This window comes from Nonomuraea sp. NPDC050540, from assembly GCF_044457485.1.
In the GTDB taxonomy this organism is placed as follows: domain Bacteria; phylum Actinomycetota; class Actinomycetes; order Streptosporangiales; family Streptosporangiaceae; genus Nonomuraea.
The window spans coordinates 1-12874 of record NZ_JBITHA010000030.1; the positions used below are offsets into that span (position 1 = coordinate 1).

Annotated in this window: 11 protein-coding genes and 1 pseudogene; 6 read left to right on the forward strand and 6 right to left on the reverse strand. The window is 73.2% G+C overall.

Features of this window, described 5'->3' with window-relative positions:
• A pseudogene (locus ACIBI5_RS51195) lies at positions 1-846 on the forward strand (DNA-directed RNA polymerase subunit beta); the annotation flags it as partial.
• Between the two features lie 42 nt (positions 847-888).
• Here ACIBI5_RS51195 and ACIBI5_RS51200 read toward each other — a convergent pair.
• The gene (locus ACIBI5_RS51200; RefSeq protein ID WP_397258616.1) at positions 889-3519 is read right to left on the reverse strand and encodes a DUF6493 family protein; all 2631 of its coding nucleotides are present in this window, start codon (positions 3517-3519) and stop codon (positions 889-891) included.
• A gap of 103 nt (positions 3520-3622) precedes the next feature.
• Positions 3623-4084: a pyridoxamine 5'-phosphate oxidase family protein gene (locus tag ACIBI5_RS51205; protein ID WP_397258618.1), complete on the reverse strand. Its 462-nt coding sequence runs from the start codon at positions 4082-4084 to the stop codon at positions 3623-3625.
• Between the two features lie 96 nt (positions 4085-4180).
• On the opposite strand from ACIBI5_RS51205, the gene ACIBI5_RS51210 reads away from it, so the two are divergent.
• The 3 genes from ACIBI5_RS51210 (at position 4181) to ACIBI5_RS51220 (ending at position 7154) form a co-directional block, all read left to right on the forward strand.
• Complete coding sequence (locus ACIBI5_RS51210) at positions 4181-5044, forward strand: alpha/beta fold hydrolase (RefSeq protein WP_397258620.1); 864 nt, start codon at positions 4181-4183, stop codon at positions 5042-5044.
• Positions 5045-5091: 47 nt separating this feature from the next.
• Positions 5092-5946, forward strand: coding sequence for an RNA polymerase sigma factor SigJ (gene sigJ / locus ACIBI5_RS51215; RefSeq protein WP_397258622.1), 855 nt, complete (start codon positions 5092-5094; stop codon positions 5944-5946).
• 68 nt (positions 5947-6014) lie between these two features.
• Positions 6015-7154, forward strand: coding sequence for an NAD(P)/FAD-dependent oxidoreductase (locus ACIBI5_RS51220; protein ID WP_397258624.1), 1140 nt, complete (start codon positions 6015-6017; stop codon positions 7152-7154).
• Positions 7155-7200: 46 nt separating this feature from the next.
• Here ACIBI5_RS51220 and ACIBI5_RS51225 read toward each other — a convergent pair whose 3' ends face one another.
• Both ACIBI5_RS51225 and ACIBI5_RS51230 read right to left on the reverse strand, forming a co-directional pair.
• Positions 7201-7578: a hypothetical protein gene (locus ACIBI5_RS51225; RefSeq protein ID WP_397258626.1), complete on the reverse strand. Its 378-nt coding sequence runs from the start codon at positions 7576-7578 to the stop codon at positions 7201-7203.
• Between the two features lie 113 nt (positions 7579-7691).
• Positions 7692-8174: a hypothetical protein gene (locus ACIBI5_RS51230; RefSeq protein ID WP_397258628.1), complete on the reverse strand. Its 483-nt coding sequence runs from the start codon at positions 8172-8174 to the stop codon at positions 7692-7694.
• A 37-nt stretch (positions 8175-8211) separates the two neighbouring features.
• On the opposite strand from ACIBI5_RS51230, the gene ACIBI5_RS51235 reads away from it, so the two are divergent.
• Both ACIBI5_RS51235 and ACIBI5_RS51240 read left to right on the forward strand, forming a co-directional pair.
• Positions 8212-8817 carry a TetR/AcrR family transcriptional regulator gene (locus ACIBI5_RS51235; protein WP_397258630.1) on the forward strand — a complete coding sequence of 202 codons (606 nt, stop codon included), beginning with the start codon at positions 8212-8214 and terminating at the stop codon, positions 8815-8817.
• Between the two features lie 114 nt (positions 8818-8931).
• On the forward strand, positions 8932-10506 hold the full coding sequence (locus tag ACIBI5_RS51240; RefSeq protein WP_397258632.1) for an ABC transporter substrate-binding protein: 1575 nt from the start codon (positions 8932-8934) through the stop codon (positions 10504-10506).
• On the opposite strand, the gene ACIBI5_RS51245 is transcribed toward ACIBI5_RS51240, so the two are convergent.
• The gene (locus ACIBI5_RS51245; RefSeq protein ID WP_397258634.1) at positions 10490-11296 is read right to left on the reverse strand and encodes an SDR family oxidoreductase; all 807 of its coding nucleotides are present in this window, start codon (positions 11294-11296) and stop codon (positions 10490-10492) included. The genes ACIBI5_RS51240 and ACIBI5_RS51245 overlap by 17 nt on opposite strands.
• 44 nt (positions 11297-11340) lie before the next feature.
• On the reverse strand, positions 11341-12870 hold the full coding sequence (locus tag ACIBI5_RS51250; protein ID WP_397258636.1) for an alkaline phosphatase D family protein: 1530 nt from the start codon (positions 12868-12870) through the stop codon (positions 11341-11343).
• Positions 12871-12874: the final 4 nt, after the last annotated feature.

Genomic DNA, 12874 nt, shown 5'->3' on the forward strand with positions numbered 1-12874 from the left:
ATCCTGCCCGTCGAGGACATGCCGTTCCTCGAGGACGGCACGCCGGTCGACATCATCCTCAACCCGCTGGGCGTGCCCGGCCGGATGAACATCGGTCAGGTCCTGGAGAACCATCTGGGGTGGATCGCCGCCCGCGGCTGGGACATCTCCGGGGTCAGGGAGGCCTGGGCGCAGCGCCTGCGGGAGAAGGGCTTCGAGCGGGTCGAGCCGCGGACCAACCTGGCGACGCCGGTCTTCGACGGCGCGAACGAGGAGGAGATCGTCGGCCTGCTCGGGCACACGCTGGAGACCCGCGACGGCGACCGGCTGGTGCAGGAGAGCGGCAAGGCGGTGCTGTTCGACGGACGTTCCGGGGAGCCGTTCCCCTATCCGATCGCCGTCGGGTACATGTACATCCTGAAGCTGCTGCACCTCGTGGACGACAAGATCCACGCCCGGTCCACCGGCCCGTACTCCATGATCACCCAGCAGCCGCTCGGCGGTAAGGCCCAGTTCGGTGGCCAGCGCTTCGGTGAGATGGAGGTGTGGGCGCTGGAGGCCTACGGCGCGGCCTACGCCCTGCAGGAGCTCCTGACCATCAAGTCCGACGACGTCCTCGGCCGGGTCAAGGTCTACGAGGCCATCGTCAAGGGCGAGAACGTCCCCGAGCCGGGCATTCCGGAGTCCTTCAAGGTGCTCATCAAGGAAATGCAGTCGCTGTGCCTGAACGTCGAGGTGCTCTCCAGTGACGGCATGTCCATCGAGTTGCGCGACACCGACGAGGACGTCTTCCGCGCGGCGGAGGAACTCGGCATCGACCTGGCCCGGCGCCCGAACGAGGGCGCGATGTCCGTCGACGAGATCTGACCCCGCGCTACCGGTGCCCGCGCACGGCGGGCACCGGCCGGGTCACGCGGAGATGGCCTCGTGCAGGCGGCGGGCCTCGTACAGGACGAGGCTCGAGCCCTTGCGCGCGGCCATCTCGGCCAGCCCGGCGATCTCGCTCCGGGTGCCGGCGAGGGCGGCCGCCCGTACGCCGACGCCCAGCAGGTCGCCCAGGCCGGCGCGCGGTCGTTCGCCGGGGCCGGGCAGCAGGGACGGGAGGGCGGCGGCGAGCGCGTGCCACACCTCGGTGTGCGCGCCGGTCTCGGTCAGTTCGCCGAGCGAGCCGGTGATCCGCTTGAGCGGGACGAGCCGGTGCCGGAGCAGTTTCGCGAGGGCCCGGCCTAGGTCGCCGGCGGGGAGCTGGCCGCGGGCGGCCAGCGTGCGGGCCGCGTCGAGCGCCGCCGCACGTCGCGCGTCGCGGCGGTGTCCGAGACCGCCCGCGATCGCGAGGGCGGTGGCCGTGCCCACGGGGCCTTCGCCATGGGCCAGGGCCGCCAGGGCGTCGGTTCTGACGTCGTTCGCCTCGGGGAGAAGGGGCATGCAGCGCACGAGCGCGGTGGCCACGATCTCGCGGTGCGAAGGCATGATCATCGGCCACCAGATGGCGTCGCGCGGGTAGGAGAGGGAGACGTGGCGGGGCTTGAGCGTCCACAGCTCCGCCAGCCATCCGGGCAGGCCGGCGGGCGGTTCGATCGTGGGGAGCAACTGGCGGGTCCAGGTGTAGGCGGCGCGCTCCTCGCGCAGTTCCCACGTCACGGCGGGGTCCGGCCACCCGCCCGCGCGCAGCCAGGCGGCCAGGGTCCGCCCCGCCCGCGTCGGTAGCCGCTCCGCGCGGGCGAGCAGTCCCGGGTCGGTCTGGCGGGGCAGCCGCAGCAGCGCCTGCTCGAAGTCGGCGGGCAGCGGCTCGGCGTTCCCGAGCGCCTCCATCCGCTCCACCAGCACCGCGGCGGCGACGTGGCCGGTGGGTTCGGTCGGGGTGGCCAGCAGCGCGGGAACGCTCCGCCCGCGTTCGAAGAGCGCGATCACCTCCTCCAGGCGGCGCCGCAGGAGGATCTGGGGCGGCCAGTCGTGGGCGGCGTGGTACGCGTCCGACTCGGCCGACACCGCGCTCACCTCCCGGCTCCGCTCCGGATCGACGAGCGCCAGCACGCATCGGGCCAGCAGGGTGTGCACGCCGCGGTCGTAACCGAGATAGTGGTCGTAGACGTGCGGTCCGGAGCCGCCGGGCACCGGCAGGTGCCGCGCCCACCACGGCCGCAGTGCCGCCGCCATCGCGTCGCGGTCGCGGTGGGCCAGCGCGGCCAGCCCGGCCAGCACCCGCTCGCACGCGTGCGGCTCCTCCGGCGCGCCCGGCTCCCGCAGCGCCGCGACCACCTCGATCGGCGCGGCCGGCGGCGGCGCGAGGGCGGGCAACGCGCTCGCGCGCAGGACGGCGGCCACCGGCGGCTCGGGCTCCGCCCCGGCGCTCGCGCCATAGGCGGCGGCCACCTGCTCACGCAGGCCTGAGGGCAGCAGGACGGCGGCCGCGCGGATCGCCTCCCGGCCGGCGGCGCCGGCGTGCGGGGCCAGCGTGAGCGCGAGCCGTACCGCGCGCTCGCGCAGAGCCGGCGTGTCCACCTCGAACACCGGGGCCAGCGCGCGCACCGCGCCGCCGCCCCTCGGCGCGGGTGTGCGCGCCAGCCACCGCACGGCGGCCCGCACGAACGTCTTCTCCCGCCGGTACGCCAGCGCCCCCACGGCCTCGGCGAACAGGTCGTCGTCCAGCAGCCCCGCGTCCTCCGCCCGCCCGAGCTCCTCCAGCGCGAGCCGCGCCAGCGGCGACGACGCCCGCGGCAGCAGGCGGACGAAGTCGAGCACGGGCAGCTCGTCCGGCTCCGGCGCCAGCAACCGCCAGAGCCGGACGAACGGGGCGATCTCCTCGGCCGGGCCATCGGCCAGGAACCGTCCGGCGCAGCCGCCGACCAGCGTCGCGCGCGCCACCTTGCCCTCGTCGGCCAGCACGGCCAGCTCGGCCAGAATGCTCAGCCCCGAGTTCCACCGTTCGTCCAGGGCCAGCGGACCGGCCACGCCCTGCGCCGTGAACAGGCGCGGCACCAGGAGATCGAGCAGCGGATCGCCGTCGAGGCCGCCACGGTTCCAGCGCCGCCGCAGCACCAGCCGCCACACCCAGCCGACGACGAAGGCGTCGCCGCCGGGCGGCTCGATGCCCGTCTCGGCCACCAGGGCGGCGGTCAGATCCCAGCCGGGCATGCCCTCGTCGCCCCGCCGCGACCTGCCGGTCCGCGGGCGCAGCCGGTCCGCCAGCCGTAAGGCCAGCTCACGGCGCCACTCCACGCTACGGCCGCGCAGCACGGACATGATCCGGCGCGCGTCGCGCTCGGCGTCGACCGGGCGGCGCAGCTCCCTGCGGTTCAGCCAGGTGGCCACCTGCCGGGCGCCGGTGAAGCAGGCCGCGCCCGCCAGCCGGTATCCGGGCGCCAGGCCCTCGATCTCCCAGCGCGCCTCCACCCCGCCGCGCAACTCCTCGGTCAGGTGGGCGGGCAGCCGCATGGCGACCGCGCGCCGCCCCAGGTCGTTCAGCCCGTTGAGGAACCTCGCCAGTTCCTCGTCCTCGCCCGCCTCGATGCGGTCGAGGACCTCCCGCCAGGGGTTCATGCGGGCGCCCCGTCCGCCGGGGCGGTGCGGGCCGTCATCGCGGCCCGTCCCAAACAAGCGATCATGGCCGGGACCATAACCACCGCCCCCGACAAACCCCGCTCTACGTCACGTCGATCCATTGGCCGTCGAGCATGATGTCGCGCTCGGCGAGCTCGTTCACCTCGCGCCAGGCCTGCACGTGGAGCGGGACGATGCGGTAGTAGGGGTAGGAGGCGCCCTGTTTGCGCGGGTCGAAACCGGCCTTGGCGGCGAACGCGTCGCCGACCTCGGCCGGCAGCTCGGCGGACGGGATCACCTCACGGAGCTCACCGTGGATCAGGACGACGTCGCGCGTGGGCCCGAGCGCCACCCTGACCCTGCCGGTGGCCTCCATGAACCTGGCCGTCGGGTTCGTCCTGGCGGTGGAGACGAGCATCGCCTCGCCGTCCCACAGGAACGACAGCGGCATCAGGTACGGCAGGCCGGCCGGATCGGCGGTCGCGAACCAGGCGTCGACGTCGCGGTCGAGCCGGTCCAGGGTGTCGCGGATGCGCCGGCCGGGGTCACGGGCTGGAGGATTCACAGAGGTCAGGGTAGCGCCGGGCGCGCATTCACGAGTTCGTCAGGGGGCCGGAGTAGGGTCCGATGAGTTACCGGCACGAAAGGGGTCTACATCGTCATGACCACGCACACGCTCACGACTCCCGAGGTCGACCTCGTCTACGACGTCCACGGGCCGCTGCCCACGGCCGACGGACGCCCGCCGCTGTTCCTGATCGGCCAGCCCATGGACGCCACCGGCTTCAGCTCCCTGGCGGAGCACTCCGCCGAGCGCACGGTGATCACCTACGACCCGCGCGGGCTCGGCCGCAGCACCCGCAAGGACGGCCGGGACGACCACACGCCCACCACGCAGGCCGCCGACGTGCACGCCATCATCGAGGCCCTCAGTGCGGGCCCGGTCGACATGTTCGGCAGCAGCGGCGGCGCGGTGACCGCGCTCGCGCTCGTGGCCGCCTATCCCGGCGACGTCGTCACGCTGGTGGCGCACGAGCCGCCGCTCATCCCGGTGCTGCCCGACGCCGAGGCGGCCGGGCGCGCCAGGGCCGGCGTCCGCGAGGCGTACGAGAAGAACGGCTGGGGCGCCGGGATGGCGGCCTTCATGGTGATGACCGGGTGGAAGGGCGAGTTCACCGACGACTACTTCGCCCAGCCGGCGCCGGATCCGGCCGCGTTCGGGATGCCGGCCGAGGACGACGGCTCGCGCGACGACCCGCTGCTGTCCGACCGGTCCTGGGCGGTCAGCGGCTACCGGCCCGACACCGGCGCGCTCGCCGCGGCCCCGACGCGGGTCGTCGTCGCCGTGGGGGAGGAGTCGGCGGACGTCTTCACCGGACGCACCGCGGTGGCGACGGCCGAACTGCTCGGCCAGCGGGTCACGGTCTTCCCCAGCCACCACGGCGGCTTCCTCGGCGGCGAGTTCGGCTACGCCGGGCAGCCGGAGGCCTTCGCCCGCAAACTGCGCGAGGTCCTCAACGGCTGAGCGCGTGCCTAGAATCGGAGGCCGCTCACCGATTCGAGGAGGCCGGGATGGTGGAGGCGGACTGGCAGGCGCATCGTCCCGCGATCTTCGGGGCGGCCTACCGGATCCTCGGCACCGTGGCCGAGGCCGAGGACGTGACGCAGGAGGTCTGGCTGCGCGCCGCCGCCGCGGACCTGTCCGAGGTGCGGGATCTGCGGGCCTGGCTGGTGACCGTGTCCGCCAGGACGTCGTACAACGTGCTGCGCTCGGCGCGGGTCCGGCGCGAGTCCTACGTGGGCCCCTGGCTGCCGGAACCACTGCTCACCGGCCCCGACGCCGCCGCCCAGGTGCTGGTCGACGAGTCGGTGGGCACCGCGATGCTGGTCGTCATGGAGACGCTCACGCCCGCCGAACGTGTCGCGCTGGTGCTGCACGACGTCTTCGACTTCCCCTTCGACCAGGTCGCCGGCGTGCTCGGGAACACGGCGGCCGCCAGCCGTAAGCTCGCCTCCCGCGCCAGGGCGCGGGTCGCCGCGGCCGAGGAGCCGCCCCCGGCGTCCAAAGCCGAGGTCGAACGGGTGCTCAAGGCGTTCAAGGCGGCCGCCGACGCGGGCGACATGGCCGAGCTCATCGCACTGCTGGCCCCCGAGGCGGTCTACGTCGGCGACGGCGGCGGCAAGGTGACCGCGGCGCGCAGGCCGCTCCAGGGCGCCGAGCTCATCGCCATGCTGGCCGTGCGCACGATCGAGATCCTGCGCCCCGACGCGTACCGGATCATCGAGGTGAACGGCAGGCCGGCCATGGCCACGTACGCGGGCGGGAAGCTGGTCTGGGTCGACACCGTGGAGGTCGCCGGCGGGCGGATCACGGCGTTCAGGAGACTGGCCAATCCCGAAAAACTCGCCCACCTCGGTCACATCTGAGCCCGCTGTCTTGTCTCCCTGCCGCAACCCCCCGTTCCCGGGGGTGAAAGCTGAGAGAGGACGGGACGATGGCTCACGTTGTGATCATCGGAGGTGGCTTCGCGGGCGTGTGGAGCGCGGCGGGAGCGGCGCTGGCCCGCGCGGACGCGGACCTGCGCATCACGCTCATCGCGCCGAACGAGCACCTGGTGCTGCGGCCGCGCCTGTACGAGCCGGAGCCGGACCTGGCCAAGGTGGAGCTGAGCAGGTTTCTCGGGCCGATCGGGGTCGAGCACGTGCGGGCCACGGTGAGCACGATCGACACCGGCCGCCGCGTCGTGGTGGCCGACGGTGTGGAGATCGGCTACGACCGCCTGGTGCTGGCGGCGGGCAGCAGGCTCGTGCAACCGCGGGGCCTGCCGGGCGCGGAACGGCTCTTCGACATCGACACCCTGGACGGCGCCCGGCGGCTGACCGGCCATCTGCGGGGGATCGAGGACTACTCCGCCGTGGTCGTCGGCGCCGGATTCGTCGGGCTGGAGGCCGCGACCGCGCTGGCCGCGCGCGGCCGGGTGCTGCTGGTGGACCGGTCGGAGGTGGTCGGGCATCAGCTCGGCCCCGGCCCGCGCGCGCACATCGAGGCGGCGCTGGACGAACTGGGCGTGCAACGCCGGCTCTCGACCACGGTGACGGAGGTCGGCGACGGGTACGCGGTGCTGTCCGACGGGACCGAGGTCGCGGCCGACGCTGTGGTCTGGTCCGTCGGGCTGCGCGCCAGCGAGCTCACCCGGCAGGTCTCCGGCGCACTCGACCACCTCGGCCGGGTGCCGGTGGACCGGAGGCTGCGCGCGCTGCCGGAGGTGTTCGCCGCCGGTGACACGGCCGCGGCGCCGTCCGACGCCGGGCACACGGTCATGCAGGCCTGCCAGCACGCCACCCCGCTCGGCAAGGTCGCCGGGTACAACGCGGCCGCCGACCTGCTCGGAAGGCCGCTGCGCGACTTCACGCCGGCTCCGTACGTCACGTGCCTGGACCTGGGCGGGGCCGGCGGGGTGTTCACCCGGGGCTGGGACCGCAAGGTGATGGCCTCGGGCGCCGCGGGCGCGGACATCAAGCGGCGGATCAACGAGTACATCCACCCGCCGGTCGACGACGCCGAGCGGATCCTCGCCGCCGCCGACCAGGTCTACCAGGCCCTCCCCTTCTTCCCCCGGGAGGAGGCCGCCTGACGTTCCACCCACGGTGCGGCGGCCCGGCGGGCCGCCGCACCGGAGGTTATGGGGTGCCCGAGCGGCAGGTGGGCGTGGTGTGGAACTGGACGGACGCGCCGGTGCCGTCGGAGATCACGGCGCGGATGTCGTACCTGAACGTGGGCTGGCAGCCGATGCCCACGAAGGAGCGGTTGTCGAAGGACGGGATGGCGTTGCCGTTGACGAACCAGCGGATGGCGACCGGCGCGACCGCGCCGCTGAAGTGGACCTCGCAGAGGAAGCGCCGGGCGATCGCCTCGCAGCCGGCGCTGTCGAGGGTCAGCGCCATCGCGCTCGCCGACTGGGCCGTCGCGGCGGAGGCGGTGGAGGTGAGCGCGCCCGGTGCCGTGAGCAGGCCGGCTGCCAGCAGGGCCGGTAGTGCGAATTTGTACGACTTACGCATTCCAATCTCCTTTTGGGTGATCGGTTCTCGTGTGGCGACGGGATGGCCCGTCCAACCCCTTGCTTCGCTGGGTCGGGGGTCGCGGATGAAGGGGCGGCCTCAGTGTAGAGATCTCAGAGCGGCCGCCGGGTGTTTTCCCGCCCGGCGTACGGGACGCCGGCCGTACGCGACCTGAACACGATGACCAGAGCCTCCCCGAGCAGTCCGGCGCCGATCGACAGCGGCATGGACCTGGCCTCGGCATGCATCCCCGCCGCCACGGCCAGCGCGCCCACCCCGAGGCTGATGGCCAGCGTGATGGCCCAGACCACCAGGGTCTTCCAGGTGTAGCGGTGCCAGAGGACGCCTTCGCGGGCGTACACGACGGTGGTGGCGGCGCGGATCACGCCGAAGAGCACCCCGAGCGCGATCGTGAGGGCCAGCCACCCGAGGTCGGCCGCGGACAGGTCGCGCTGCAGCAGGCCGTGCGCGCCGATGGCGGCCATGACCGCCGGGGGCACGTAGACGTCCTTGGCGACGAGCGGCCGGCCGCGCATGCGCCCGGCCACGACGTAGCCGATCAGGCCGACGATGAGGAGTATTTTTAGCACGTCCATGCCAAATAAAGTAGCAGGGGTGTGCTATAAAGGCCACATGCCGAAGGTGGTCGATCCGGAAGCCCGCAGGGACGAGGTCGTGGACGCGGTGTTCCGCGTCGTGCGCCGCGCGGGCTTCGAGCACGCGTCCCTGCGCAACGTCGCCGCGGAGGCCGGGCTGGCCATCGGCTCGGTCAGGCACTACTTCGACAGCCACACGGACCTGATGGTGTTCGCGATGCGGGCCTCGCTCGACCGGGTGGCCGCGCGGCTGATGGAGCGGGTCGGGCCGCTGCTGGCCGAGCAGGACCGCGACGCCAGGGCCGAGGGCGCGCAGCGGATGTTGTCGGAACTGCTGCCGCTCGACGATCAGCGGCGGGAGGAGACCACGGTGTGGCTGGCCTTCGCGACGGCCGCCCGCACCCGGCCCGAGCTGGAGCCGCTGGCCCGCGAGTCCCACGACGGCATGCGCAAGCTGGTACGCCGGATCGTCGACGGCCTGGCCAGGCGCTGCCCGCTGGACGCGGAACTGGAGACCGAGCGGCTGGCCGCCCTCATCGACGGGCTGACGCTGGAGGGCGTGCTCCGGCCGGACCGGATGCCACCCGGCCTGATGGCCCGCACCCTGCGCCACCACCTCCAGACCCTCACCGGCCGCCCCTGAGCCTTCCGCGGGGCGACCGCCCATCGGGTGGCTCGGGTGTGTGGCACGAGGGAGCGGCGGAGTTTCGTCGGGTGGCACGAAGATGCGGTGGCGGGCAGGTACCACTGTTCGTGCATGAAGAAAGCAGCGGTGCTCGCCGCCCTGGCTCTGGTCACGGCCGCGTGTGGTGGCGGGGGTACGCAGGCCCCCGCCGGTGGTCCGGTCGCGGGCGGCACGTTCACCTACGCCCTGTCCGCCGACCCCGGTGTGCTCGACCCGGCCACCGGCGTGCTCGGCGCCACGAACCTCGTGCTCTCGGTCGCCTACGACACCCTGGTCGCCAGCACCGAAGACGGCACGATCGTGCCCGCGCTCGCGCAGAAGTGGGAGGTCAAGCCGGACTCGGTGACCTTCACCCTGCGCAAGGACGTCACCTGCTCCGACGGCTCCAAGCTCACCCCGGCCGACGTCGCGCAGAACGTCAACCACATCGCCGACCCGGCCACCAAGTCGCCCATCTACGGCGTCCTGCTGCCGGTCGGGATGAAGGCCGTGGCCGACGACGCAGCCGGGACGGTGACGCTGTCCACGCCCAAGCCGTTCTCCTTCATCCTGCAGAGCGCCGAGAGCCTGTTCATCGTCTGCGGCAAGGGGGTGAAGGACCGCGCGTCCATCGCCCGCGCCACTTCCGGTACGGGCCCGTTCGTGCTGAAGTCGGCCGCGCCCGGCGACTCCTACACCTTCGAGGTCCGCAAGGACTACGCCTGGGGCCCGAACGGGGCCACGTCGAAGGGGCTGCCGGACAAGGTGGTGCTGAAGGTCGTGCCCAACGAGCAGACCGCCGCGAACCTGCTGCTGGCCGGGAGCATCAACGGGGCCACGTTCTACGGCGCCGACCGTACGCGCCTGGAGGCGGCGCCCGGCATCGGCAAGATGCTGCCGTCGGCCGGTCAGCACCAGTTCTTCTACCACCAGGGCGACGACCGGCCCACCAAGGACCCGGCCGTGCGCAAGGCGCTGACCCAGGCCGTCAACCTGAAGGAACTGGGCGGCATCGCCACCAGCGGGACGGGCAGACCGGCCACCGGCATGGTCGCCGAGCCCAGGCCGTGCAAGGGCGACAGCGTGGCCGGTCACGTGCCCGCCTTCGACGCCGCCGCCTCCGCCGCGGGGCTGGACGCCGCCGGATGGAAGGCGGGCCCCGACGGGATCCGGGTCAAGGACGGCAAGCGGCTGTCGCTGCGCTACCTCTACGTCACCACGAAGGGCGCGGGCATCCAGGCGGCGGCCGAGTACCTGGCCGCCACCTGGAAGAAGCTGGGCGTGGAGATCAAGCTCAACGGCGTCCTGGACACCAAGCTGGCCGAGTCGCTCAACGCCACCCAGGACTGGGACGTGGCCTGGCTGCCGATCGGCGTCACCCTGCCCTCGCAGCTCGTCGGCTTCCTGAGCGGGCCCGCGGCGCCGAAGGGGGCCAACTTCGCCCACCTGGCCAACGAGCGCTACACCAAGCTGGTTGAGGAGGCCACGCTGAAGCCCGGCGAGGAGGGCTGCAAGCTGTGGCTGGAGGCCGAGTCGGCGCTGTTCGAGAACGGCGACCTGGTGCCCGTCGCCGACACCACCGTGCTGGTGGCCACCAAGAACGCCACGTTCAGCCTGATACTCGGGCTGTTCGACCCGACCACGATCCGGGTCACCCAGGGCGGCTGACGTGGAAGAAGCGGCCGTACAGCCGCCGGAACACCGGATCGGGGAGTACGGCGCGCAGCCACGGCAGCATGCGGGCCTGCGCCCCGATCCGGTAGACGGGGCGCGGGCGGCGGGCCTCGACGGCCCGGACGATGCCGTCGGCCACCGGCACCGGCGACGGGCCGTCGAGCTGCAGCCGCCGGAAGCGTTCGATGACCCGCGTGCGTACGGGTTCGTAGCCGGGGATCGGGTCGCTCTCGCGCATCGCGACCGCCGCCCCCGTACGCACGCTGGTGGCCTCGACGCACGCCACCCGCACCCCGAATGGCGCGACCTCGTCGCGCAGCGCCTCGGCGTAGTGGTTCAGGGCGGCCTTGCTGGCCGAGTAGATCGCGTGGAACGGGATGGCGGCGACGGCCGCGGTGGAGCTCATCAGGACCAGCCGGCCCGCGCCCTGCTCGCGCATGGCGGGCAGCACCGCGCGGACCAGGCGGTGAGCGCCCAGCAGGTACGCCTCCAGCTGGGCCAGGGCCAGTTCGTCCGAGGTCTCCTCCACCGCACCGGCGGTGTAGAAGCCCACGCTGTACACGAGCGCGTCGAGCCGCCCGTGCCGGGCGAGGACGTGGTCGACGCACGCGCGGACGGAGCGTTCGTCGCCGGCCTCCAGGGCCAGCGGGGTCACGCCCGGGAGGTCCACGCGGGCCGCCACGCGGCTGGTGCCGTACACCTGATGACCGCGACGGGCCAGTGCCCGCGCGGTCTCCAGCCCTACGCCCGACGAGGCGCCCGCCACCAGGACGACAGAGATCATGCCCAGACGCTAGGGGAGTGAGTACAGAAAATCAACCCACCTGCTCATGCTGGGTTCAGGGTGGGATTGCCGGGTTCGATGACGAAGGAGCCCGAGGTGTGGGCGGGGGCGTCCGGCCGGGTGACGTAGGGCAGTGAGCGGAAGTCGACCCTCATCTCGCTCGTGGTGACCTTGGCGCGCACGTAGCCGCGCCGGCCGTTGAAGAACTTGACGTGCGGATTCTCGGCCAGGAGCTGCTTGGTGTTGGGGTACTCGTCCAGGCCGTCGCCCGCCGAGGTCACCGAGGTGGTGACCAGCTCGACCGCCACCGGCCTGGACTCGCGCCTGATCTCGCCCGCCCAGTGGGAGTGCACATCGCCGGTGAGCACGACGCCGTTGCGCCGGTTGTCCTCGATGGCCGCGGCCAGCCTGTCCCGCGAGGCGACGTAGCCGTCCCAGCCCTCGTTGGACCAGCCCTTGGCCTCGCCGTTCACCCAGTCCATCTCCATCATGAAGACCTGCTGGCCCAGCAGGTCCCAGGTGGCGCGGGAACGGCGCAGCTCGCCCTCCAGCCAGGCCTCCTGCCGGCGGCCCAGGATGGTCCGCTCCGGCGCGAACCGCTCCGCGCAGTCCGGGCCGACGGTCCCGGACCGGCCCGTGCAGGCGTACAGGTCGCGGTACTGGCGGGTGTCGAGCAGGTGCAGGTTGGCCACCGCGCCCCAGCGGATGCTGCGGTACAACCGCAGCGCCGGGCCGTCCGGGCGCTGGGCGCGGCGCAGCGGCATGTTCTCGTAGTAGGCCTGGAAGGCGGCGGCCCGGCGCGGCAGGAACGGCGGGTCCGGCTGCTCGGGGACGTCGCCCGCCCAGCCGTTCTCCACGTCGTGGTCGTCCCAGACCACGGTCCAGGGCGCGATCGCGTGCGCCGCCTGCAGGTCGGGGTCGGCGCGGTGCTGCGCCAGGCGCAGACGGTATCCGGCCAGGTCGAGGCATTCGCCGCCGGCCTGGTCGCGCACCGGGGCGCGGTAGTCGCCGTACTCGTAGAAGTAGTCGCCGAGGAAGGCGATCAGGTCGGGATGATCCTCGGCCATGCGCCGGTACGGGGTGAACCAGCCCGTCTGGTAGTCGGCGCAGGAGGTGAAGGAGAGGTTCAGCGCCCGGCCGCGGGTGCCCGGGGCGGGGGCGGTGACGGTCCTGCCGGCCGGCGAGATCTCGGAGCCGGCGCGGAAGCGGTAGAAGTAGTCGGCGCCGGGGTCGAGCCCGTGCAGCTCGACGTGGACGCTGTGCGCCGCCTCGGGGCGGGCCACCGCGGCTCCCGCGCGCACGACGCGCCGGAAGTTCTCGTCCTTGGCGACCTGCCACGACACCGGAACGGGCCGGTTCGGCATGCCGCCCAGACCGTCGAGCGCGAGCGGATCCATGGCCAGGCGGGTCCACAGGACCACGCCGTCGGGGGCGGGCTCGCCCGAGGCGACGCCCAGCCGGAAGACATCGGATAAGGGGGCGCGCCGGGCCGCCGCGCGCACCGGGGAGTCCCCCAGTGCGGCGGTCAGGCCCACGCCGGCGCCCCCGGCGAACAACGATCGCCGGGTGATCATGAGG